This window comes from Paenirhodobacter huangdaonensis, from assembly GCF_004022465.1.
Taxonomy (GTDB): domain Bacteria; phylum Pseudomonadota; class Alphaproteobacteria; order Rhodobacterales; family Rhodobacteraceae; genus Rhodobacter; species Rhodobacter huangdaonensis.
On the sequence record NZ_SAVA01000003.1, the window covers coordinates 323,616 to 346,253 of the forward strand.

Annotated in this window: 24 protein-coding genes and 1 riboswitch; of the genes, 8 read left to right on the forward strand and 16 right to left on the reverse strand. The window is 71.8% G+C overall.

The genetic code is table 11. From position 1 onward, the window contains the following. Positions 1 to 2: 2 nt before the first annotated feature. The 5 genes from EOW66_RS07145 to EOW66_RS07165 are packed head-to-tail and all read right to left on the reverse strand — an operon-like array spanning position 3 to position 6,409. The gene (locus EOW66_RS07145) at positions 3 to 632 is read right to left on the reverse strand and encodes a precorrin-8X methylmutase (protein WP_128155733.1); all 630 of its coding nucleotides are present in this window, start codon (positions 630 to 632) and stop codon (positions 3 to 5) included. Then, positions 632 to 1,768 (reverse strand): precorrin-3B synthase, encoded by a 1,137-nt coding sequence (gene cobG / locus EOW66_RS07150; protein WP_128155734.1) that lies wholly within the window; start codon positions 1,766 to 1,768, stop codon positions 632 to 634. Before cobG ends, EOW66_RS07145 begins: the two co-directional genes overlap by 1 nt. Then, positions 1,765 to 5,010: a cobaltochelatase subunit CobN gene (gene cobN, locus EOW66_RS07155; RefSeq protein WP_128155735.1), complete on the reverse strand. Its 3,246-nt coding sequence runs from the start codon at positions 5,008 to 5,010 to the stop codon at positions 1,765 to 1,767. Before cobN ends, cobG begins: the two co-directional genes overlap by 4 nt. Continuing rightward, positions 5,010 to 6,053, reverse strand: a complete 1,044-nt coding sequence (gene cobW, locus EOW66_RS07160; protein ID WP_128155736.1) for a cobalamin biosynthesis protein CobW — start codon at positions 6,051 to 6,053, stop codon at positions 5,010 to 5,012. The genes cobN and cobW overlap by 1 nt, the downstream gene beginning before the upstream one ends. Before the next feature lie 2 nt (positions 6,054 to 6,055). Beyond that, positions 6,056 to 6,409 carry a DUF1636 family protein gene (locus EOW66_RS07165; protein WP_128155737.1) on the reverse strand — a complete coding sequence of 118 codons (354 nt, stop codon included), beginning with the start codon at positions 6,407 to 6,409 and terminating at the stop codon, positions 6,056 to 6,058. A gap of 99 nt (positions 6,410 to 6,508) precedes the next feature. Beyond that, positions 6,509 to 6,712: riboswitch (cobalamin riboswitch) on the reverse strand. Positions 6,713 to 6,752: 40 nt separating this feature from the next. Between EOW66_RS07165 and cobO the strand changes: the two genes are divergently transcribed. After that, positions 6,753 to 7,373, forward strand: coding sequence for a cob(I)yrinic acid a,c-diamide adenosyltransferase (gene cobO, locus EOW66_RS07170; protein ID WP_128155738.1), 621 nt, complete (start codon positions 6,753 to 6,755; stop codon positions 7,371 to 7,373). 246 nt (positions 7,374 to 7,619) lie between these two features. Continuing rightward, positions 7,620 to 9,065 (forward strand): cobyric acid synthase, encoded by a 1,446-nt coding sequence (locus EOW66_RS07175; protein WP_128155739.1) that lies wholly within the window; start codon positions 7,620 to 7,622, stop codon positions 9,063 to 9,065. Here EOW66_RS07175 and cobD read toward each other — a convergent pair. The 4 genes from cobD to EOW66_RS07195 are packed head-to-tail and all read right to left on the reverse strand — an operon-like array spanning position 9,062 to position 12,322. Then, a complete protein-coding gene (gene cobD / locus EOW66_RS07180) occupies positions 9,062 to 10,021 on the reverse strand; it encodes a threonine-phosphate decarboxylase CobD (RefSeq protein ID WP_128155740.1) in 960 nt (319 codons plus the stop codon). The two genes, EOW66_RS07175 and cobD, sit on opposite strands and share 4 nt — an antisense overlap. Continuing rightward, positions 10,021 to 10,959 carry an adenosylcobinamide-phosphate synthase CbiB gene (gene cbiB / locus EOW66_RS07185; protein ID WP_128155741.1) on the reverse strand — a complete coding sequence of 313 codons (939 nt, stop codon included), beginning with the start codon at positions 10,957 to 10,959 and terminating at the stop codon, positions 10,021 to 10,023. The genes cobD and cbiB overlap by 1 nt, the downstream gene beginning before the upstream one ends. Further along, a complete protein-coding gene (locus EOW66_RS07190; RefSeq protein ID WP_128155742.1) occupies positions 10,956 to 11,750 on the reverse strand; it encodes a propanediol utilization protein in 795 nt (264 codons plus the stop codon). Before EOW66_RS07190 ends, cbiB begins: the two co-directional genes overlap by 4 nt. After that, positions 11,747 to 12,322 carry a histidine phosphatase family protein gene (locus EOW66_RS07195; protein WP_128155743.1) on the reverse strand — a complete coding sequence of 192 codons (576 nt, stop codon included), beginning with the start codon at positions 12,320 to 12,322 and terminating at the stop codon, positions 11,747 to 11,749. Before EOW66_RS07195 ends, EOW66_RS07190 begins: the two co-directional genes overlap by 4 nt. Before the next feature lie 66 nt (positions 12,323 to 12,388). On the opposite strand from EOW66_RS07195, the gene cobU reads away from it, so the two are divergent. From cobU to cobS, 3 genes are read left to right on the forward strand one after another with little or no spacing between them, the layout of a single operon-like run. Continuing rightward, positions 12,389 to 12,892 (forward strand): bifunctional adenosylcobinamide kinase/adenosylcobinamide-phosphate guanylyltransferase, encoded by a 504-nt coding sequence (gene cobU / locus EOW66_RS07200; protein WP_128155744.1) that lies wholly within the window; start codon positions 12,389 to 12,391, stop codon positions 12,890 to 12,892. Beyond that, a complete protein-coding gene (cobT, locus tag EOW66_RS07205; RefSeq protein WP_128155745.1) occupies positions 12,889 to 13,896 on the forward strand; it encodes a nicotinate-nucleotide--dimethylbenzimidazole phosphoribosyltransferase in 1,008 nt (335 codons plus the stop codon). Before cobU ends, cobT begins: the two co-directional genes overlap by 4 nt. After that, positions 13,893 to 14,639: an adenosylcobinamide-GDP ribazoletransferase gene (cobS, locus tag EOW66_RS07210; protein WP_128155746.1), complete on the forward strand. Its 747-nt coding sequence runs from the start codon at positions 13,893 to 13,895 to the stop codon at positions 14,637 to 14,639. Before cobT ends, cobS begins: the two co-directional genes overlap by 4 nt. On the opposite strand, the gene EOW66_RS07215 is transcribed toward cobS, so the two are convergent. The 6 genes from EOW66_RS07215 to EOW66_RS07240 form a co-directional block, all read right to left on the reverse strand. After that, positions 14,627 to 15,085 carry an Lrp/AsnC family transcriptional regulator gene (locus tag EOW66_RS07215; RefSeq protein ID WP_128155747.1) on the reverse strand — a complete coding sequence of 153 codons (459 nt, stop codon included), beginning with the start codon at positions 15,083 to 15,085 and terminating at the stop codon, positions 14,627 to 14,629. The genes cobS and EOW66_RS07215 overlap by 13 nt on opposite strands. 10 nt (positions 15,086 to 15,095) lie before the next feature. Beyond that, complete coding sequence (locus tag EOW66_RS07220) at positions 15,096 to 15,815, reverse strand: sulfate/molybdate ABC transporter ATP-binding protein (protein WP_128155748.1); 720 nt, start codon at positions 15,813 to 15,815, stop codon at positions 15,096 to 15,098. A gap of 13 nt (positions 15,816 to 15,828) precedes the next feature. Then, entirely contained in the window at positions 15,829 to 16,716 is an 888-nt protein-coding gene (gene cysW / locus EOW66_RS07225; protein WP_128155749.1) for a sulfate ABC transporter permease subunit CysW, read from the reverse strand. Continuing rightward, positions 16,709 to 17,539, reverse strand: a complete 831-nt coding sequence (gene cysT, locus EOW66_RS07230) for a sulfate ABC transporter permease subunit CysT (RefSeq protein ID WP_128155750.1) — start codon at positions 17,537 to 17,539, stop codon at positions 16,709 to 16,711. The genes cysW and cysT overlap by 8 nt, the downstream gene beginning before the upstream one ends. 7 nt (positions 17,540 to 17,546) lie before the next feature. After that, entirely contained in the window at positions 17,547 to 18,674 is a 1,128-nt protein-coding gene (locus tag EOW66_RS07235; protein WP_128155751.1) for a sulfate ABC transporter substrate-binding protein, read from the reverse strand. Between the two features lie 186 nt (positions 18,675 to 18,860). Further along, the gene (locus EOW66_RS07240; protein WP_113899931.1) at positions 18,861 to 19,325 is read right to left on the reverse strand and encodes an RrF2 family transcriptional regulator; all 465 of its coding nucleotides are present in this window, start codon (positions 19,323 to 19,325) and stop codon (positions 18,861 to 18,863) included. Positions 19,326 to 19,520: 195 nt separating this feature from the next. On the opposite strand from EOW66_RS07240, the gene EOW66_RS07245 reads away from it, so the two are divergent. Beyond that, on the forward strand, positions 19,521 to 19,796 hold the full coding sequence (locus EOW66_RS07245) for a hypothetical protein (protein WP_128155752.1): 276 nt from the start codon (positions 19,521 to 19,523) through the stop codon (positions 19,794 to 19,796). A gap of 11 nt (positions 19,797 to 19,807) precedes the next feature. Continuing rightward, positions 19,808 to 20,254, forward strand: a complete 447-nt coding sequence (locus tag EOW66_RS07250; protein WP_128155753.1) for a hypothetical protein — start codon at positions 19,808 to 19,810, stop codon at positions 20,252 to 20,254. Here EOW66_RS07250 and EOW66_RS07255 read toward each other — a convergent pair. Beyond that, a complete protein-coding gene (locus EOW66_RS07255) occupies positions 20,226 to 21,311 on the reverse strand; it encodes an AI-2E family transporter (RefSeq protein WP_128155754.1) in 1,086 nt (361 codons plus the stop codon). The two genes, EOW66_RS07250 and EOW66_RS07255, sit on opposite strands and share 29 nt — an antisense overlap. Before the next feature lie 300 nt (positions 21,312 to 21,611). Between EOW66_RS07255 and EOW66_RS07260 the strand changes: the two genes are divergently transcribed. Continuing rightward, complete coding sequence (locus EOW66_RS07260; protein ID WP_128155755.1) at positions 21,612 to 22,634, forward strand: HlyD family secretion protein; 1,023 nt, start codon at positions 21,612 to 21,614, stop codon at positions 22,632 to 22,634. Positions 22,635 to 22,638: the final 4 nt, after the last annotated feature.

A 22,638-nucleotide genomic window follows, 5' to 3' on the forward strand; every position in this document is an offset into this window, starting at 1 on the left:
GCTCATTCCTTCCGGCTGGCGAGGGCATTCACCGCGGCGACGGTGATCGCGGAACCACCAAGCCGCCCCTCGACGATCAGGCAGGGCACCGGCGCGGCGGCGATCAGCGCGGCCTTCGATTCCGCCGCTCCGACGAAGCCCACCGGACAGCCGATGATCGCCGCCGGCCGCGGGCAGGCCGGGTCCTCGAGCATGTTCAGCAGGTGAAAGAGGGCCGTCGGCGCATTGCCGATCGCCACCACCGCGCCGCCCAGATGCGGCCGCCACAATTCCAACGCCGCGGCCGAGCGGGTGGTGCCCATTGCGCGCGCCAGATCCGGCACCCCGGGGTCCTGCAGCGCGCAGAGCACGTCGTTCGCGGCAGGCAGGCGGGTGCGGGTGATGCCCTCGCTCACCATCCGCGCGTCGCACAGGATGGGTGCGCCCTCCTCAAGTGCGGCGCGCGCCGCCGGCGCCATGCCGGGGCTGAAGCGCACCGCGCGCTCAAGCCCGACCATCCCCGCGGCGTGAATCATCCGCACCACCACGGGCTCCTCGTCGGGGGTGAAGCGGGCGAGGTCAGCCTCGGCGCGGATCAGGGCGAAGGACTGCGCATAGATCTTCGCGCCGTCCTTTTCATAGTCGTAGGGCATCAGGAAAACTCCGGCAGGAGGGGAATGTCGGCCGCACCGAGCGCTCGGCGGCAGGGGGTGTCCGCGGCGCGGCCGCGGGGTATCAGGTCAAAGCCCGCGGGCGTCGCGGTCAGCGTCAGTGTGGCCGGCGCCGGATGGGCGCAGCCCTTGGCGCAGCCCGAGACATGCAGCACGGCGCCCTGCGGCAACTGCGGTGCCAGCGCCCGGGCCAGCGGCCGGGTCTCGGCGCGCGCCTGCGGACAGCCCGGCGCGCCGGTGCAGGCGTAAACGCGCAACAGCGGCTCGGCCGGGTCGGTGATCAGGCCCGGCAGCTCGGGCAGGCGCGCCTGCCCCTCGATCAGCAGCATCCGCCACGGCGTCAGGCGCAGCGCGCCAAGGCCGGCCAGAACCGCCAGAAGCTCGGCCCGCATCTGCCCGAAGGGAAAGGCCACCAGCGCGCCGGCGGGGCACAGGCCCGGCCCGGGCGGGGCGCAGGCCGGCGCCGGGGCCAGCCGCGGGGCAAGGGCGCCCTCGGGCCGCGCGCCGCGCGCGATCAGCGCCGCCATCCGGCCGCGGCCGTCGATGACGCCGCCTGCCGCCACGAACCAGCGGGCAAGCGCAATTGCCGCGGCGGGGGCTTCGGCTGCGGTCACCGGCGCGCCCTCGGCCAGCCCCTCGGCGCGCAGGATCAGCCCGCCCGTCGACGCGCGTTCGAGCCGGATATCGGCGGGGGTCCCTTGCAGCAGCGGCGCCGCGCCGGTGTCGACGGCAAAGCCAAATTTGCCCGGTAGCGCCGGTGCGGTGGCGAGCACCCCGGCCAGCGCCGCCGCAAGCGCGTCGGTCGCGGCATCCGCGAAGGGGGTGACCAGGATGTTGCGCCGGGTCTCGGCGGCAATGTCGGCGTCGATGAGCCCCGCCCCGCGCAAGGCCGCGATCAGCGGCGCGTGGCTGTCCGCGCTCACCCCGCGCAGCTGCACATGCGCCCGGCCCGAGAGGTCGATGATGCCGCTGCCGAAGCGCAAGGCCGCCTCGGCCACACGCGCCGCGGCTTCGGCGCTCAGCCGCCCGCCCGGCGGGCGCAGCCGCACCACCAGCCCGTCGCCCGAGGCCATCGGGCGCAGCGCGCCCGGGCACCAGCCCTGCACGGTGAAACTCATCGCAGATCCTCCAGTGCCGCCGCAATTGCATTGCGCCGGCTGTGCCACAGTCCCGCCTCGGCCAGCCGCCGGAACAGGTCGCGCAGCGCGGCAAGCGCGCCCGGGTTTTCCGCCGCCATGAAATCGGTCACCTCGGGCCGACCCAAGGTCGCCTCGAAATAGAGGTCGAAGAGATGCGCCGGCACGGCATCCGCCAGCTGCGCGAAGGCGGCAAGGTGATCGGCCGTCGCCGCGATCTCGGCCGCGCCGCGAAAGCCGTGGCGCATCATGCCTGCCGCCCAGTCCGGGTTCGCGGCGCGGGCGCGCACGACGCGGGCGATCTCCTCGGTCAGGCTGCGCGCGCGGGGGCGGGCGGGATCGGTGGTGTCGAGATGGTAAAGCGCCGGCGCCGGCGCCCCGAGCCGCGCCATCGCCGCGGCAAAACCCGCCTCGTGGCCGGCGTAATCGACGGCAAGCAGCAGATCGCTTTCGGGCAGATCCTGCGCATGCACGAAGGCATCGGCGCCCGCGAGCCGGGCCTCGAGCGCCGCACGCGCGGGCCGCACCGCGCCATCCGCGCCGATCGCATGGGCCGAGGCCGCAAGCCAGGCCTCGCCCGCCGCGGCCCGCGCCGCGGGCGTCAGCGCGGCGGTCACATCGCCCATGCCGAGCCCGTATTGCCCCGGCCGCGGCCCGAAGACGCGCGGGATGCGGGCGGTATAGGGGTTGTCCTCGGGCGCCTCCTCGCGCGCCGCAAGCGCCGCGGCGCCGGTCTCGAAAAGCTGGGCAAGGGTCGGGAAGATGTCGCGGAAGAGGCCCGAGACCCGCAGCGTCACGTCGATCCGCGGCCGGCCGAGCAGCGCCGCCGCGATCACCTCGACCCCGGTCACCCGGCCCGATTGCGCGTCCCAGACCGGCTTCAGCCCGGCAAGCTGCAGCGCCATGGCGAAATCCTCGCCCGCGGTGCGCATCGTGGCCGAGCCCCAGAGGTCGACGACCAGCCCACGCGGCCAGTCGCCGTGGTCCTGCAGATGGCGGCGCAACAGCTCCTCGGCGTGCTTGACCCCCTGCGCATGGGCGGCGGGCGTCGGCACCGCGCGCGGATCGACGGAAAAGAGGTTGCGCCCGGTCGGCAGCACGTCCGCGCGCCCGCGCGCCGGGCTGCCCGAGGGGCCGGGCGCGACCCGCCGGCCGGCGAGCGCCGCGATCAGCCCCGCGCGCTCGGCCGCGCCACAGGCGCCCCGGCCGAAGACATGAAGCCCGTCGCCAAAGCGGCTTTCCTTCAGGTCGCAGACGAAGCGGTCGATGCGGGTGATCGCCTCGGCGGGGCTCGCGCCCGCGGGCAGGCCGAGGTCCTCGGCCACGCCACTCGCCGCCGCCGCGTCGCGGATCGCGCCGATCAGCCGGTCGCGCCGCGCCGGGTCGAGCCCGTCGGCGGTCGAATATTCATCGAGCAGCGCCTCGAGCCCGGCCAGCCGCTCGGGCAGCGCCGCCTCGCTCAGCGGCGGCGGCAGGTGGCCGAGCGTGACCGCGCCCAGCCGGCGCTTGGCCTGCGCCGCCTCGCCCGGATCGTTGACGATGAAGGGATAGATCACCGGCAGCGGGCCCAGCAGCGCCTCGGGCCAGCAGGCCTCTGACAGCGCCACCGCCTTGCCCGGCAGCCATTCGAGCGTGCCATGCGCCCCCATGTGCACGAGCGCGTGCAGCCCCTGCGCCCGCAGCCAGAGGTAGAAGGCGACATAGCCGTGCCGCGGCACCCGGGCGAGGTCGTGATAGTCGGCGTCACGCGCCGCGACCTCGCCGCGCTCGGGCTGCAGGGCAAGCAGGACCCGGCCCCGGCGCAGCGCGGCGAAGTGGAAGGCGCCGTCCTGGCAGGCGGGGTCCTCGGCCGGCGTGCCCCAGGCGGCGGCCAGATCGTCGCGCAGCGTTGCGGGCAAGGTGGCAAGCGCCGCCTGATATTCCGCGAGCGGCCAGCTCAGCCGCGCGGTCGCCAGCGCTTCGGCCCCCGGCCCCGGCGCAACGTCGTAGCCCCCGGCCAAAAGGTCATCGAGCAGTGCCCCGGTCGAGGCAAGCGCATCAAGGCCCACGGCATGGGCCATCTGCCAGCTCCGCCCCGGATAGGTCGACAGCAGCACGGCAAGCTCGCGCGCCGCGGCGGGGATCGTGGCCAGCCGGTGCCAGGCCGCAACCCGCGCCACCAGCGCGGCAATCCGGTCGGGCGCGGGCGCGTGGATCAGCCGGGCGTGCTCCAGCACCGCGTCGCGCGCAGCCGGCGCCTTGAACGAGACGAGGCCGGCAAAGATCCGGCCGTCGACCTCGGGCAGCACCACATGCATCGCCAGATCGGCGGGCGACAGGCCACGCTCGGCCACGGCCCAGTCGGCGCGGGCGGCGGTCGACAACGCGCCCTGGAAGACCGGCACATCAAGCCCGTCGAAGGGCGTGCGCCCCGCCGCCCCCTGCGCTGAAAAGGCGGTGAGGTTGACCACCGCGACCGGCGGCGCTGCGGCCAGATGCGGGGCGAGCCAGTCGGCAAAGCCCGGCGTCTTGAGCGAGGGGGCAAAGCAGGCCGTTGCCTGAAACCCCGCCGCGCGCAAAGCGTCGATCAGCGCCGCGACCGGCGCCATGTCGGCCGCCGCCAGCCAGGCGCGGTAACAGGGGATCAGCACCCACGGCCCCGCGCCATCGCCCGCAGGCGCGCGGGTCACCCCCGCCTCGGGCGTCCAGAAGCCGAACTCGGGCAGCGCCGCCGGCGCGTCGGGCGCGGGCGCGGGCAGGCCCGCGGCGCGGGCAAGGTGGCACAGCGCCGCGCGCGCGGCCTCGGCCCCGCCCGCATCGCACAGCGCCGCAAGGGTGGCAAGCGTGTCCGCAGGCAGGGTCGAGGCCTCGGCCAGCCGCGGATCGGGCCGGCCATCGGCGGGCAGAACGGCCAGCGCCATGCCCCGCCGCCGCGCCAGATCCTGCACCGAGGCGAGGCCGTAGGGCCAATAGCCCTCGCCGCCGATCAGCCGGATCAGCACCGCCTTCGCGCCGCCCAGCGTGCGCTCGAGATAGGTATCGACCGAGACCGGATGGCGCAGCGCGGCAAGCGGCGCGAGCCGCAAGGGCGGCAACGTCCCCGCCGCCGCATGCCAGCCCTCCGCGAAAGCGCCAAGATCGGAATCCGAGAAGGACAGCACCACCAGATCCGCGGGCGATTGCCCGAGATCGGTCGGCACCTCGGTCTCCTCGAGCCCGTGGCTTTCGCGGAAGATGACATGCATCAGGCGCCGGCCTCGCTCAGCGCGGCGCGGATCGCCGCGGCGTCGACATCGGCGCGCTCGGCGATCACCACGAGGGCCGAGCGGCGCGGATCGGCGCCCCAGGGCCGGTCGAACTGCCGCCGCACCCGCGCGCCGACCGCCTGCACCAGAAGCCGCATCGGCTTGCCGGTGACCGCGACATGGCCCTTCACCCGCAGGATGTTGCGCTCGGCCGCCAGCCGCTCGATCGCGGCGACAAGGCGGTCGGGATCGACGACCTCGGGCAGATCGATCACCACCGTGTCGAAATCGTCATGCTCGTGATCGCCATGGCCGTCGTGATGCGAGGGGCGCGCGGCGAGGTCATCCTCGGCCGCGGCGGCAAGCCCCAGCACCACAGCCGGGTCGATCGCGCCCTCGACCATCGGCAGGATCGGCAGCGGGCGCGGCGCCTCGGCCTCGATCGCGGCGCGGGCGGCGGCGAGCCCCGCCTCGCCGGCGAGATCGGCCTTCGACAGCAGCACGATATCGGCGCAGGCGATCTGGTCCTCGAACACCTCGGACAGCGGCGTCTCGTGGTCGATGCTGTCATCGGCGGCGCGCTGCGCATCGACCGCGGCCAGATCCGGGGCAAAGCGCCCGGCCGCCACCGCCTCGGCATCGGCCACCGCGATCACCCCGTCGACGGTGATCCGCGAGCGGATCGCCGGCCAGTCGAAGGCCTTCAGCAGCGGCTTCGGCAGCGCAAGGCCCGAGGTCTCGATCAGGATGTGGTCGGGGCGCGCGGGCCGGGCCAGAAGCGCCTCGATCGTCGGGATGAATGCGTCGGCGACGGTGCAGCAGATGCAGCCGTTCGCCAGCTCGACGATGTTGTCGAGCGGGCAGTTCTCGTCGGCACAGGCGCGCAGGATGTCGCCGTCGACGCCCACGGTGCCGAACTCGTTCACCAGGATCGCCAGGCGCCGGCCCTGCGGGTTCGCCATCAGGTGGCGGATGAGCGTGGTCTTGCCGGCGCCGAGAAAGCCGGTGATCACGGTGACGGGGATCTTGGTCAGGTCGGTCATGGTCACTCCTGCGGGGGGATGCGGGCAAGGCTTTGCCTGCGGAAGATCTCGGGGCGGTCGCGCCAGGGCACGAGTCCGTCGGCGCTCGCCGCATAAAGCGCGGCGCCGGAGAGGATCTCGGCGGCGGTGTCGGGGCTCAGGCGGCCGTAGACATAGCTCCACTTGCCCGGCGCGCTCAGCGCCACGGCACAGCCCTGCGCACAGGCCGAGAGGCACTCGACACCCCGGATGCGCAGCCCCTCGGGACAAGGGCCACCGGCCAGCGCGGCCAACAGCACGGCACCGGGGCGCGGCCCCTCCCCGGGGTCCTCGCCCGCCCTGCGGCAGGTGGTGCAGACATGAAGCGTCGCGGTCATTGCCCGTCCTTTCCAGTTCGCGAAAGGGGGCTGGCCAAGGGATCGACGGGCACAGGCGGGCGACCGGCAATCCACCCGGTCGCGGCACACCCCGTCCGCCCGTAATCGTCAGCGCTGGCAGGTCTCCCGGCTTGCGGATCCAGGGTTTCCCCAACGGGCGCCCACCTTCCCGGCCAAAGGCCAGTGGCTTGGGCGACCTTTCCGGTCACGGTCGCGGGGGCGGCTGCGCTTCAGGCCCGGCAAGGCCCTATCGCATTCCCTCTTCGCCTGTCGTAGGACAGGAACCAGCGCGCCGCCACCAGAGGCCCGGGCGCGCGATTTGTCAAGCCGAAGGAGAGCCGCGATGACGCCCGAGAGCGAAGCCGACGCCGCCCGCCATGCCGCGAAGATGGCCAGGAAGAAGGCCGCACGCGACCGGATGATGGCGACGAAGACCGGCGAGAAGGGGTTGATCATCGTCCATACCGGGCCGGGCAAGGGCAAAAGCTCGTCGGGCTTCGGGATGATCCTGCGCGCCATCGCGCATGACATGCCCTGCGCCGTGGTGCAGTTCATCAAGGGCAGCTGGGACACCGGCGAGCGGCGCCTGATCACCACGCATTTCGGCGATCTGTGCCGCTTCGTCGCCTCGGGCGAGGGCTTCACCTGGGAAACCCAGGACCGCGCGCGCGACATCGCCGCCGCCCGTGCCGGCTGGGAGAAGGCGAAGGAACTGATCCGCGATCCGGAAATCCGCATGGTGCTGCTCGACGAGATCAACATCGCGCTGCGCTATGGCTATCTCGACCTCGATGAGGTGCTGGCCTTCCTGCGCGACGAAAAGCCCGAGATGACCCATGTCATCCTGACCGGCCGCAACGCCGCCGAGGCGCTGATCGAGGCCGCCGATCTGGTGACCGAAATGACGCTGGTCAAGCACCCGTTCCGCGCCGGCATCAAGGCCCAGCCGGGCGTCGAGTTCTGAGCCCGGACCCCCGAGGTATTTCGACCAAGAAGAAAAGGAATTCTCAACCTTGCCCTGCAAGAATCGATCTGCGGTACAGGGAGAGGTCCCGATGACCGCCCAGGAAGAAAGCGCCGCGTCTCCCCCGCTCCGGCGGCCCGAGGCGCGGCGCCGCTCAGGGAAGTTCCGCCTGTCATTCTTCTTGGCCCCAAATACCTCCGCCGGAGGCTCCCGCATTCTCGGCCGCGCGACGGCGGGAGGCCGGGGATGACGGCGCTGATGATCCAGGGCACGGGCTCGAATGTCGGCAAGTCGATGCTGGTTGCCGGGCTGTGCCGGGCGGCACGGCGGCGCGGGCTGAGCGTCGCGCCCTTCAAGCCGCAGAACATGTCGAACAACGCGGCCGTCACCGCGGACGGCGGCGAGATCGGCCGGGCGCAGGCGCTGCAGGCGCGCGCGGCGGGGCTGTTGCCCGCCACCGACATGAATCCGGTGCTGCTGAAGCCCGAGAGCGAGACCGGGGCGCAGGTGATCGTGCAGGGGCGGCGGCGCGCCGTCACCGGGGCACGCGACTATGCCACCTTCCGCGCCGGGCTGATGGGGGCGGTGCTCGAAAGCTTCGGCCGGCTCTCGGCGGCGCATGATCTTGTCCTCGTCGAGGGCGCGGGCAGCCCGGCCGAGGTGAACCTGCGCGCGAACGACATCGCCAACATGGGCTTTGCGCGCGCGGCCGGGGTGCCGGTGGTGCTGACGGGCGACATCGACCGCGGCGGGGTGATCGCGCAGATCGTCGGCACCCAGGCGGTGCTCGACCCGGCCGACGCGGCGCTGGTGCGCGGCTTTCTGGTGAACAAGTTCCGCGGCGACCCAAGGCTCTTCGACGACGGCTATCGCTTCATCGAAGCACGCACCGGCTGGCCCGGTTTCGGCGTGCTGCCCTGGTTTTCCGCGGCGCATCGGCTGCCGGCCGAGGATGCGCTCGACCTCGCCTCGGGTCCGGCCTCGGGCGGGGTGAAGATCGCCTGCCTCGCCTTCTCGCGGATCGCGAATTTCGACGACCTCGACCCGCTCGCGGCCGAGCCGGGGGTCGAGCTGGTGATGGTGCGCGCGGGCGAGCCCATCCCGGGCGATGCGCGGCTTGTCATCCTGCCCGGCACGAAATCGACGCGCGGCGATCTCGCCTTCCTGCGCGCGCAGGGCTGGGATATCGACCTCGCCGCCCATCTGCGCCGCGGCGGCGCTGTTCTGGGCATCTGCGGCGGCTATCAGATGCTGGGGCGTGTGATCGCCGATCCCGAGGGGATCGAGGGACCGGCGGGGGAAAGCCCCGGGCTGGGCCTTCTCGACGTGACCACGGTGATGACGCCCGAGAAGCGGTTGCGCCGGGTTTCGGCGCGCCATGCCGGAACGGGGCTGTCGGTCGCAGGCTATGAAATCCATATCGGCCGCACCGAGGGGCCGGACCGCGCCCGCCCCTTCGCCGATATCGCCGGCGCGGCGGAGGGGGCGATCTCGGCCGACGGGCGGGTGAGCGGCAGCTATCTGCACGGGCTCTTTGCCGCCGACGACTTCCGCGCAGCTTTCCTCAGCGGGCTGGGCATTGCCGCCTCGGGGCGCGGGCACGAGGCCGGGGTCGAGGCGGCGCTCGAGGCGCTCGCCGATCACGTCGAGGCACATCTCGACGTGGGCGGGCTTTTCGCGCTGGCGCGTTAGCGGGCGAGGGCGGCGCTCAGCCGGTCCCATTCCGCCACGCCGCCGGGCAGGCCAAGGCGCAGCCAGCTCGGCGACCACGGGAAGATCCGCGACCAGATCCGGGCGCGGGCAAGGCCTTCCTGTGCCGCCGGCGCATCGGGCGTGGCATAGGTGCGGAAAAGCGCCGTGCCGCCGACGAGCGACCAGCCCGCCCCTTGCGCCAGGGCGTCGAGACGGGCGGTCTCGGCCGCGAGCCGGGCGATGGTCGCGGCGCGCCAGGGCGCATCGGCAAGCGCGGTCCGGCCGATCTCGAGCGCCGGGCCCGAGACCGGCCAGGGCCCGGCGGCGGCCTCGAGCGCGGCAATGGTCACCGCATCGGCGAAGACGAAGCCGAGGCGCACCCCGGCAAGGCCCCAGAACTTGCCGAAGGAGCGCAGAACCGTCAGCCCGTTGGTGCCGGCATGGGCGGCGACGGAGAGGTCCGGCACCGGGTCGGCAAAGCTTTCGTCGACCACCAGCCGGCCCACGGCGCCCGACAGTGCCAGCAGATCGGCGGGCGCATGGGCCTGGCCGTCGGGGTTGTTCGGATTGACGACGGCGGCAAGATCGGCACCGGCAAGGTCGGTCAGCCGCGCCACCTCCTCGACCTGCCAGCCGGCGGCGCGCAGCTGCGCGGCATGCTCGTTATAGGTCGGCGCCAGCACCCGGGCGCGCCCGGGCGGGCCAAGGCGCGGCAGCATCTGAATCGCCGCCTGCGCCCCGGCCAGCGCCACGCCCGGCGCTGCGGTGCCGAAGGCCGCCTGCGCGGCGGCAAGCAGCGCGGCCTTCGCCGGGGTCGTGGGCAGCGCCGTCCAGACCTCGGGCGGCAGCGGCGGCAGCGGATAGGGCGCGCGGTTGATCCCGGTCGAGAGGTCGATCCAGCCGGTGCCGCCAAAGCGTGCCCGCGCCGCATCCAGATTGCCACCGTGATCGCGCATCAGATCCCCCAAACTGCGGCCACCGCGAGGAGAATCCCGAGCCCCGCCATCGCCCGGCGGTAAAGCGCAAGGCCACGGGCAAGGTCAAGCGGCGCCGGGTCCGGGGCGGCGCCGTTCAGCCAGGGCTCGGCCGCCACCGTGGTGCCATAGATCCGCGGCCCGGACAGGCGCACGCCAAGCGCCCCGGCAAGCGCCGCCTCGGGCCAGCCGGCATTGGGCGAGCGGTGCGCGCGGGCGTCGCGCACCATCACCGCAAGCGCGCGGCCGGGGGCGCGCGAGACCAGCGCGAAGATGACCCCGGTCAGCCGCGCCGGGATCAGGTTCGCGACATCGTCGATCCGCGCCGCGGCCCAGCCGAAGGCCTCGTGCCGCGCGGTGCGGTGGCCGATCATCGAATCGAGCGTGTTGATCGCCTTGTAGGCGGCAATCCCCGGCAGCCCCGCCACCACGCCCCAGAAGAGCGGCGCGGTGATCCCGTCCGAGCTGTTCTCGGCCAGGCTTTCAAGGGCCGCGCGGGCAACGCCCGCCTCGTCGAGCGCCGCGGGATCGCGGCCGACGATCATCGACACCGCCTGCCGCGCGGCGCCAAGGTCGCCGGCGACCAGCGGCCGGGCGACCGCGGCGACATGGTCGTGCATCGAGCGGATCGCGACGAGCGGCCAGGCCAGCACGCCGCCGATCACCACGCCCAGCGGCCCCGCCGGCAGCAGCGCCTGTGCGACCGCCCCCGCCCCCGCCGCAAGCGCGATGGTGGCGAGCGCGGCAAGGACGCCGCGCGCCCGCCGTGCCGTGCCCTCGCGGTTCAGCCGGCGGTCAAGCGTCGCGATCAGCGCGCCGAGCCAGGTGACCGGGTGGCCGATGCGGCGAAACAGCGCGTCGGGCCAGCCGAACACCAGGTCGATCGCGCAGGCGATCAGCATCATCGCGGCAAAACTCATCTCTCTCCTCCGGTGAAGCGGCGGATGCCGGTGAAGCCCGCCGCGCGCAGCACCGCCCCTGCCCCCGCGGGCAGGGTGCCCGGCACGAAGAGGAAGGCGCGGGCGGCGCCGGTATGGGCAATCGCATACCCCGCGGCCCCAAGGGCGCCGGCGATCTGGGCCGAGGGATCGCCCACGGGGCCGCGCAGCGCAAGGGTGCGGCGTGCGCTTTCGCTGGCAAGTGCCGCCAGGGTGGGCAGATCGCCGCCCCGGGCCCAGAGCCGGGCGAGGTCTGCGATATCGGGAAAGGCCACGTCGCGCGGCTCGGTCCGGCGCGGCGGGCCCCAGAAACCGCCGACCGCATGAAACCGCGGCAGCGCCGGCAGATGCGCCAGCGTCCGGCCCTCACGCGAGGCCCACAAAAGCCGCGCGGGGGCCGCGAACATCAGCGGGTCCGAGGCGCCCTCGGCCGCGATGCAGGCACGGGCGAGCCCCTCGGGCGGGCCCTGCCAGCCCGCAAGCCGGGCGAGCGCCACCAGCGCAGCCGTCGAAACCCCGGTGCCCATGCCGGGAGGCGCGAGCGGGCGCAGCGCCACACGGCCGGGCAGCGGCAGGCTAAGCCGGGCGAGCAGCGCGCGCGCCTGCCCCGGCGGCGGTCCGCCGTGCAGCATCAGCCCCCGCCCGCCGTTCGCCTGCGCCACGACGCCGAGCGACGGGCAGGGCAGCGTGATCAGCGCCACCGGCCCGTCGGGGCCAAGCCGGCCCTGAAGGAACTCGCCGAAATGGCCCGGAACGTGCAGGCTCCCCCTCATCCGCAAACCCGGTTCACGCCGGCGACCGACCAGCCGCCGCCGGGCAGCGCCAGCAGCCGGGTGAGCGACAGCGGCGCCACCTGAAAGGCAAGCGCGCCGGGCACCGATCCGGTGGCGAGCGCCAGCGCCGCCCGCACGATGCCGGCATGGGCGACGATGGCCACCCGCCCCTCGCCCGCGGCCAGCGCCGCGATGGCCGGGGTGGCGCGGGCGCACAGCTCGGCAAAGCTTTCGCCACGCGGCGGGCGATGCGCGGCGAGTTCAGATGCAGAGAGCGTGCCGATGTCGGGCAGATCGGCGAAGGGCAGCCCTTCCCAGTCGCCGAAATCCTGCTCCCACAGCCGCGGGTCGGTCTCGGGCTCCTGATCGGGCCAGAGCGCCGCGGCGGTCTGCCGGCAGCGCAGCGCGGGCGAGGCGACAACGCGCAGCGCCCCAAGCTCGGCGCGCAGCGCGGCAAGCGTGCCCACGTCCGGCAGATCGGCCGGCACGTCGCGGCGGCCGGCGAGACAGCCGCCATGGCGCGCGGGCGCATGACGGATGAAGACCAGCTCGCGCATCCCCTCGGCGGACATCTCGCATTTCTCCTTTCGCGGCTGCGCCGTTTCTGCTTTGAAGCCGGGCGGGGGACAAGAGAAACCATGAGCCAGACCATCCTGATTACCGGCGGCGTGCGTTCGGGCAAGAGCGCGATCGCCGAGGGCCGCACCCTCGGCTTCGGCACGCCGGCGGTCTATATCGCCACCGCACAGGCCTTCGACGGCGAGATGGAAACCCGGATCGCGGCGCATCAGGCCCGGCGCGGCGCCGAGTGGCGGACGGTGCAGGAGCCGCTCGATCTTGTCGGCGCGCTGACCGCGACCGATGGCGTGCCGCGGCTGGTCGACTGTCTGACGCTGTGGCTGACGAACCAGATGCTCGGCGGGCACGACTGGCAGGCGGCGGGGCGCGATCTGTGCGCGGCACTTGCCCGACAGAGCGCGCCGGTGGTTCTGGTGACGAACGAGGTCGGTCTGGGCATCGTGCCCGAGAACCGGCTTGCCCGCGAGTTCCGCGATGCCGCGGGGCTTCTCAACCAATGGGTCGCGGCCGTGGCGGACGAGGTGATCTTCGCCGTGGCCGGCCTGCCGATGAAGGTGAAATGATGACATTCAAATCGCTTGCCGAGATCGCCGCGCTGGCGGACACGCTGCCGGCCCAGGATGAGGGCGCCCGCGCAGCGGCGCTGGCGCGGCAAAACAGCCTGACCAAGCCGCCCGGATCGCTCGGTCGGCTCGAGGATCTGGCGATCTTCATGGCGGGCTGGCGCGGCACCGACCGGCCGCGCATAACGAAGGCGCAGGCGGTGATCTTTGCCGGCAACCACGGCATCTGCGCGCAGGGGGTGAACCCCTATCCGCAAGACGTGACGCAGCAGATGGTGGCGAATTTCGAGGCCGGCGGCGCCTCGATCAACCAGCTGTGCCGGGTGAACGGGGCCGAGCTGAGCGTCGTCGCGCTCGACCTCGATCATCCCACCGCCGATTTCACCCAGGGCCCGGCGATGACCGAGGCCGAGACGCTTGACGCGATGAACCGCGGCGCGGCGGCGGTCGATCCCACGGCGGATGTGCTGATCCTCGGCGAGATGGGCATCGGCAATTCGACGATCGCGGCGGCGCTCGCCTCGGCGCTTTTCGGTGCGACGCCGGCCGACTGGGTCGGGCCCGGCACCGGCTCGGACGATGCCGGGATCAGGCGCAAGGTCGCGGCGATCGAGGCGGGGCTGCGGCTGCATGGCGGCAAGGACGCGATGACGACGCTCGCAAGCCTTGGCGGGCGCGAGCAGGCGGCGATCTGCGGCGCGGTGCTGGCGGCGCGGGCGGCACGGATCCCGGTGATTCTCGACGGCTTCATCTGCACCGCGGCGGCGGCGACGCTCTATGCCGCCGACCCGCGGCTGCTTGACCATTGCCTCGTCGGCCATGCCTCGGCCGAGCCCGGGCACCGGCGGCTGCTCGCCGCGATCGGCAAGCAGGCGGTGGTCGAATTCGACATGCGCCTTGGCGAGGGCTCGGGCGCGGCGCTGGCGCTTGGCATCCTGCGCGCGGCACTCGAATGCCACAACGGCATGGCGACCTTCGGCGAGGCGGGGGTCAGCGAGGCATGATCCGGGCCCGCGCCGCCGAGGCACAGCTGGCGCTGATGCTGCTGACGCGGCTGCCGGCGGGGCGCCTGCCCGAGCCCGCGCCGGCGATCGGCGCGGCGGCCTGGGCCTTTCCGCTGGCGGGGCTCGCGGTCGGGCTGGTCGCGGCGGCGGTGCTGGGCGTGGCCACCGCGCTTGGCCTGCCGCCGATGCTGGCCGCGGGGCTGGCGCTCGCGGCGCAGGTCGTGACCACCGGCGGGCTGCACGAGGACGGGCTGGCCGATGTCGCCGATGGCTTCTGGGGCGGGCACGAGCGGGCGCGCCGGCTCGAGATCATGCGCGACAGCCGGATCGGCTCCTATGGCACGCTTGCGCTGATCCTGTCGCTCGGCCTGCGCTGGCAGGCGCTGGCGGCGCTGACCGCCGCAGGGCACGGCATCGCCGCGCTGATCGTCACCGCCTGCGCCGCGCGGGTGGCACCCGTGGTGCTGATGGCGGCGCTGCCGCCTGCGCGCGCCGACGGCATGGGGCATCTGGCCCGCGGCGTGCCGGGCGAGGCGGTGGGGACGGCGCTGCTGATCGGGCTTGCGGTTCTGGCGCTCGTGCCCGGCACCGCGCTTGCGCTTCTGGCCGCGGCGCTGACCACGCTCGGCGTCGGCCTGCTTGCCCGCGCGAAGATCGGCGGACAGAGCGGCGATGTTCTGGGCACCGGCGAGCAGGCGGCCGAAATCGCCCTTCTTCTGGCGCTGCTCGCTCAGCTCGGCTGAAGCGGCAGGCGCGGCCGGCTCAGCAACCGCTCCATCACGAAGCGCGAGGTCACGGCGCGCATCGGCACCGCCTCGGTCAGGCGCCGGTAAAGCGCATCATAGCTTGCCATGTCGGCGGTGACGATGCGCAGCAGGTAATCCGCCGCGCCGCCAAGGCGCATCACCTCCATCACCTCGGGGATCGGCGCGAGCGCCGCCAGGAAGGCCGCGCGCCATGCCGGCGTGTGGTCGAGTGCGATCACCTCGACATAGACGGTCAGCCCAAGGCCAAGCGCCTCGGGCGCCACCCGGATCGTGCGGCCGGCGATGACACCGGCCTCTTCGAGCTTGTGCACCCGCCGCCAGCACGGGCTTTGCGACAGGCCGACGCGATCGGCAAGCGCAGCGATCGGCAGCGAGGCATCGCCTTGCAGCTCGCTCAGGATGCGCCGGTCGATGGCGTCCATCTTGCCCTCCTCAGGCGGTCAGGAACTCGCGCACGAAGGCCGAGGCGGGGCGGGCGCGCAGATCGGCCGGGCGGCCCATCTGCTCGATCCGGCCCATCGACATCACCACCACCAGATCGGCAAGCTCCATCGCCTCTTCCTGATCGTGGGTGACGAAGATCGTGGTCAGTCCGGTGGTGTCGTGGATCTCGCGCAGGCCATGACGCAGCTCCTTGCGGACCTTGGCGTCGAGCGCCCCGAACGGCTCGTCGAGCAGCAGCATCCGCGGCTCGATCGCCAGCGCACGGGCAAGCGCCACGCGCTGCCGCTGCCCGCCCGAAAGCTGCGCCGGATAGCGCCCGCCGATCTCGGGCAGGCGGATCAGCTCGAGCAGTTTCGTCACGCGTCGGGCGATCTCCTCCTTTTCCGGCCGCAAGGCGCGCGGCCGGGCCTTCAGACCATAGGCGATGTTCTCGAACACCGTCATGTGGCGAAAGAGCGCGTAGTTCTGGAACACGAAGCCGGCGCGGCGCTCCTGCACCGTCAGGCCGGTCGCGTCATGGCCGTCGAACAGCACCCGGCCCGTCTCGGGGAATTCGAGCCCGCCGAGGATGCGCAGCAGCGTCGTCTTGCCCGAGCCCGAAGGGCCGAGCAGCGCCACCAGCGCCCCCGAGGGGATCGACAGCGACACCGGCTGCAGCGCGGCGGTGCGGCCGAAGGTCTTCGCGATCTCGTCGATCTCGATATGCATGGCAGGGCTCCTTTCAGGCACGGCGGATGGCGGAAAGCGCATCGGCGTGACGCCATTCGAGCGCGGTCTTGAGGGCAAGGGTCACCAGCGCGAGGCTCGCAAGCAGCGCGGCAAGCGAGAAGGCGGCAACGGTGAGGTATTCGTTGTAGAGCATCTCGATCGCGATCGGCACGGTCGCGGTGACGCCGCGGATCTTGCCGGACACCACAGCGACGGCGCCGAACTCGCCCATGGCGCGGGCGGTGGCCAGAAGCACGCCGTAAAGCAGTGCCCAGCGGATGTTCGGCAAGGTCACGGTGAAGAACATCCGCCAGCCCGAGGCGCCCAGCGTCAGCGCCGCTTCTTCCTCGGCGCGGCCCTGCTCGACCATCACCGGCAGGATCTCGCGCGCGACGAAGGGGAAGGTGACGAAGACGGTGGCGAGCACGATCCCCGGCAGCGCGAAGACGACCGGCACCCCCTGCCCCACAAGCCAGCCGCCAAGCGTGGTATTGGCGCCGAAAAGCAGCACGAGGCACAGCCCCGCCACCACCGGCGAGACCGAGAACGGCAGGTCGATCAGGGTGATCAGCACCGCCTTGCCGGGGAAGTCGAAGCGCGCGATCGCCCAGCCGGCGGCAAGGCCGAAGACGGCGGTCAGCGGCACCGACAGCGCAGTGACCAGCAACGTCAGCCGGATCGCCGCCTGTGCCTCGGGCTCGGCCAGCGCGGCAAGCGCGGCGCCCGCGCCCTGCGACAACGCCTCGGCAAAGACGGTGACGAGCGGGGCGAAGAGCAGCACCGCCAGCAACACGAAGACCAGGCCGATCAGGCCGCGGCGCAGGGCTGCGGGCTCTTCGGTCGCGGCGCGGAATCGGCGGCGGGCGGGACGGGACGGGGCAAGATGGGCGGCGTCAAACATAACCGATCCTCCGGCGGCTCCAGACCTGGACCGCATTGATGAGCAGCAGCATGGCGAAGGAGATGCCGAGCATGGCGATGCCGATCGCCGCGGCGCCGTCGATGTCGAATTCCTCGAGCCGGATGACGATCAGAAGCGGCGCGATCTCGGTCTTCATCGGCAGGTTGCCAGCGATGAAGATCACCGAGCCGTATTCGCCCACGCCGCGGGCGAGCGCGAGGGCAAAGCCGGTGAGCGCGGCGGGCATCAGGACCGGCGCCACCACCCGGCGCAGCGTGGTCAGCCGCGAGGCGCCGAGCGTCGCCGAGGCTTCCTCGACCTCGCGGTCGATCTCGGCGATCACCGGCTGCACGGTGCGCACGACGAAGGGCAGGCCGACGAAGACCAGCGCCAGCAGAATGCCCGGGGGCGCATAGGCGATGCGCAGCCCGGCCGCGGCCGCGATCTGGCCGAAGACGCCGTTCGGCGCGTAAAGCGCGGTGAGCGCGATGCCCGCAACCGCCGTCGGCAGCGCGAAGGGCAGGTCGATCGCGGCGTCGATCAGGCGTCGGCCGGGGAAGCGGTAGCGCACCAGCACCCAGGCGATGGCGACACCGAGGACAAGGTTGAAGGCCGCCGCGATCAGCGCCGAGCGGAACGAGAGCAGCAGCGCCGAGCGCACCCGCTCGCCCGAGATCGCCGCCGTGAGATCGGCGAGCCCCATCCCGGCGCCGCGCACGAGCAGCGCACCGATGGGCAGAAGCACGATCAGGCTCAGCAGGCTGAGCACCAGCCCCGCGCTGAGCGCGAAGCCGGGCATCGGGGATTTCGCGACGATGCGCATGGCGACCTCACTTCGCGGTATAGATCTGGTCGAAGGTGCCGCCGTCGCCGAAGTGCTCGGGTTGCGCCTTGGCCCAGCCGCCGAAATCCTCGATCGTCACCAGATGCAGCGGGGCGAAGCGGGCGGCATCCTCGGGCGCGGCCTTCGAGCTGTCCCAGGCGCGGTAGAAGTGCTTGAGCGCCAGCGCCTGCGCCTCGGGGCTGTAGAGGTGTTCGAGATAGGCATTGGCCAGCGCGCGCTGCGCGTCGGTCCTGATGTTGGCATCGACCACCGCGACCGGCGGCTCGGCGAGGATCGAGACCGAGGGCACGACGATGTCGAAGGCATCGGCGCCAAGCTGTTTTTCGGCCAGCCAGGCCTCGTTCTCCCAGGCGAGCAGCACGTCACCGATGCCGCGCTGCGCAAAGGTCGTGGTCGCCCCGCGCGCGCCGGTGTCGAGCACCGGAACATGGCGGAAGAGATCGCCGACGAAGGCCTTCGGGTCCTGGCCGTTCTTCTCGGCCCAGGCCCAGGCGGCCAGATAGTTCCAGCGCGCCCCGCCCGAGGTCTTCGGGTTCGGGGTGATGACCTCGACGCCCTCCTTCACCAGGTCGCCCCAGTCGTGGATGCCCTTCGGATTGCCCTCGCGCACCAGGAAGACGATGGTCGAGGTATAGGGCGAGGAATTGTGCGGCAACCGGCCCTGCCAATCGGCCGGCAGCTTGCCGGCGGCGGCGATCTTGTCGATGTCGGAGGCAAGCGCGAGGGTCACGACCTGCGCGTCGAGCCCGTCGATCACCGCCCGGGCCTGTGACCCCGAGCCGCCGTGCGAGACCTCGATCTTCGCCGCCTCATGGCCCTGCGCGCCCCACCAGTCGGCGAACAGCCTGTCGTAATCACGGTAGAATTCGCGGGTCGGATCGTAGCTGACGTTGAGCAGCGTCTCGGCGGCCTGCGTCGGCTGCGGCGCCACGGCAAGGGCCGCAAGCGCCAGCGCCAGCGCCGTCGCCGCGGTGCGCGCCGCCCGCACCAGGTTCACCGGAAATCCGGTGAGGATCTCGCGGCCGGTGGTGATGGTGACGCGCCCGTCGGGATGCGCCTCGACGAGCTGGCCCTGTGCGCTGAGGCGGCCGGCGAACTGGATCGTTCTGAACATGCTTCCCTCCTGTCGTGCAGGGCACCTTGCCCCTTCACGCTTATCACGACAGAGATTGTCGTTATTTGCAACGGAAAAAACTCGCCTTATTTCATCGAGATTTTGGAAAATGATTCCCCGGCGCAGGATGTGGCAACGGGCCGCAGTGCGGCCCGGAGTTTCACGTCAGTTCAGGAAGATGCCGGATCAGCCCGGCGGCAGCGGCTGCGCCAGGATCTTCTGCGCCATCGGCGTGGCATGCAGCATGTCCTCGAGCGTGAGCGATTCGATCAGCACGAGATAGGACCAGTAGAGCTCGGCGAAGACGCGCCGGATCCGGCAGCTGTCCTCGTCGGAACAGTCGTCGCAGCGCTGGTAGGCCTTGCGCGACAGGCAGGGCAAGGGCGCGATCGGCCCGTCGATCATCCGCAGCAGATCCGAGATCGGCACCTGCGCCGGTTCCTTGATCAGCGCATAGCCGCCCGACCGGCCACGAGTCGAGGCGATATAGCCGGCGTTGCGCAGCTCGAGCAGGATGTGCTCGAGAAAGCGCTTCGGCGCACCGGAGCGCGTCGCGATCTCCTCGATGCGCAGCGCCTTGCCCTCGGCGGCCTTCTCGTCGCCCAGCACCATCAGCGCCTTCAGCGCATATTTCATCTTCTGCGTGATCATGTGCCTTGATACCGCAGCCCCGGCGCCCCCGCAACAAAACCGACCGCCCGGGTCGGGTTTTCCCGCCCTGCGCGAGCGCCCCTGCCCCGCCACACCCGGCCCTTGCCGCGCCGGCAATTGCCGCAAGGGCTTGCCGAGCGCGGATTTCCGGCGCTTGATCGGACCAGAGCCCCGAAACCGGAAAGGGAGCGGAAGATGAGCCTGAAGGACGAAATCACCCAGCTTCGCGCGGAATTCGACGCCCATGTCACCTCGCAGGCCGGGCGCGCGCGCAAGGTGGCCGAGCCGGCGCAGGACACGGCCGAGGCAGCGGCAGCCGACAGCGCGCAGCTGGAGGGGCTGATGGAAACCATCGGCGCCGCGCTTGATGACATGTCAGATGAAATCGAGAAGTTTCCGAAGCTGACGGCTTTGGCCGCGCTTGGCGTCGGGCTGGCGCTTGGCGTGGTGATCGGGCGCCAGCTGCGCTGAAAGGGAAAAGCATGACCGGATTCGAATCGACCAAGTTCTACGCCCGTGTCGCGCTGATGCGGCGCCGGCTGCTGCTGAAGCAGATGATCCGCCGCGCGCTCGCGGGCACGCTCGCCGTCGCCGCGCTGATCGTCGCGGCGAGCTTTGCCACCCGGACGCTCTACCTCGCGCTGCTGACGCCGCTGGGCGAGCTCGGTGCAACCGGCGTGCTGGCGGGTGGCTACCTGGTGCTTGCCGTGGGCCTGCTGCTTTTCGCGCTGAGCGAACCCGGCTCGGCCGAGATGACGGCCCTGACCGAGATGGAGGAGATCGCCCGCGCCCGCGCCCTCGCCGAGACCCAGGGCACCGTCGCCGGCGTCGAGGGACGGATCGAATCGCTTGGCAGCTCGATCTCGATCGGGCTCAGCCTGCTTGGCATGCTGCGCCGGATCATGGCCCGGAAGAAGGCGGCGGAGTAAGCCCGCCGTCCGAACTGCGGTCTTGCATGTACAGCGACCAGACCGCGACGAAGAGCGCCGCGATCAGCGGGCCGATGACGAAGCCGTTCACGCCGACGAGCGTCAGCCCGCCCACCGTCGACAGCAGCACGAGATAATCGGGCAGCCGGGTGCTTTTGCCGACCAGCGGCGGGCGCAGGAAATTGTCGATCAGGCTGATCACCAGCATGCCCACCAGCATCAGCGCCACGCCGCGCAGCACCTCGCCCGAGATCAGCAGGTACAGCGACACCGGCAGCCACACGAGGCTTGCCCCCACCGCCGGCACCAGCGACAGCAGCGCCATCAGCACGCCCCACAGCAGCGCCGCGCGGATGCCGAGCGCGGCAAAGGCAAGCCCGCCGATCGTGCCCTGGATCACCGCGATGATGATGTTGCCCTTCACCGTGGCGCGCATCACCGCCTCGAATTCCTCGATCAGCTTGCCGGTGTGGTGGTCGCTGAGCGGGCTGGCACGGCGGATCGTGGCGGCCAGCGCCGGCCCGTCGCGGAACAGGAAGAACAGCAGATAGAGCATCACACCGAAACCGACGAAAAGCTGCGCCGTCCCCTGGGTGATGGTGAAGGCGCGGGTGGCGATGGTCTGGCTGACGTTTTCGAGAAAACTGGTGATGCCCGACTGCATGTCGCCGAAATCGCCCAGGTTCAGCGACGAGAGCACGCGCCGTGCCCCGGCGGGCAGCGCTGCGCGCACCTGGTCGAGCAGCGCTGCGGGATCGAATTCGCGGCTGCTGATCGAGGTGGTGAGCGCCGAGGCCTCGCGCGCCAGCGCCGCGAGGATCAGCACCCCCGGGATCACCACGATGCAGATGCAGGCAAGCACGCTGACGAAGGCGGCCAGCGACCGGCGGCCGCCGAAGCGGCGCTCGAGCCAGACCTGCAGCGGCCGGAACAACAGCGCCAGGATCACCGCCCAGAGCACCGAGCCATACCAGGGCAGCAAGAGCCAGATGAAGGCGACGGAGACCAGCACGACCAGGGCGAAGAAGCTGGCGTTCGGCGAAGGGGATCTGAACATCGGGCGGAGCTCCGCAAGGGTCACGACGGGGGGCGTGCCCCGACAGCGGCAGCATAACGCAGCGCGCCGGCCGAGAACACGCGGATTGCCGCCACGGTTTCCGCAGGGCCGTAAACATCTTGTCAATAAATTGAAAAATATCGGATTTTTCCCCGACGAAACAGTCGAAGACAGCGCATGGCCGCGTTGACAGAGCGGGGCTTTCGCGTCAGCCTGCGCGCAACCGCAACGCCGGCCCCTCCCTGCCGGCCCCGCGTCCCGACGCGCCGGCGCGGGAACCGTTCCGGAAGGAGATCGCGCATGATCCGTGCAAAACAGGTGTCGCTGACTCGGGCTCTTCTTGTCTGCACCTGCCTCGGCGCCACGCTGCCCACTGCCGCCGCCGCCGGCGGTTTCTTCGACGATCTGCTGGTCAGGCTCGGCCTGCGCGAGGCCGAGACCGCGATCGCCAGCTCGAACGGCCGGATCGAGGCGCAAAGCGTCGACGTCGCGCCGAAATACGCCGGGCGGATCACCGAGGTCGACGTGCACGAGGGCCAGATCGTCGAGGCGGGCGAGGTGATCGCGAAGATCGACGACCGCTCCTATCAGGCGCAGCTCTTGGCGGCCGAGGCCTCGGTGCTGCAGGCGAAGGCGGCGAAGGAACAGGCGCAGGCTGCGGTGACCCAGGCGCAAAGCGCGCTTTCCGTGGCGCAGACGACTTACGATCGCACCGTCACCCTGCACGCCGAGGGCCATGCCGCGCAAAGCGTGCTCGATGATGTGACGAATGCGCTCGAGACCGCGAAGGCGGCACTTGCCGCGGCACAGGCGCAGGTGTCGAACGGCGACGCGCTGATTGCTGCGGCCGGGGCGAGCGTCGAACAGGTGAAGGTCGCGCTCGATGACCTGACGGTGCGCGCGCCGCTGCGCGGACGGGTCGAATACCGGCTGCACGAGCCGGGCGAGGTGATCGCCGCGGGCACGCCGGTGGCGACGCTGCTCGACCTGACCGACGTCTACATGAACCTCTATCTGCCGGCGACGGTGGTCGGCACGCTCGCCTCGAATGACGAGGCGCGGATGATCCTCGACCCGATCCCGCAATATGTGGTGCCGGCGAAGATCACCTTCATCGCCCCCGAGGCGCAGTTCACGCCGAAAAGCGTCGAGACCCAGGAAGAGCGCGAGCAGCTGGTGTTCCGCGTCAAGCTGACGATCCCGAAGGAGCTGCTCGAGAAGTTCGAGGATCAGGTGAAGGTCGGCGTGCGCGGCATCGGCTATGTCCGCACCCGCCCCGATGCCGAATGGCCGGCGAACCTTCAAGTCAAACTGCCGCAATAGGCCG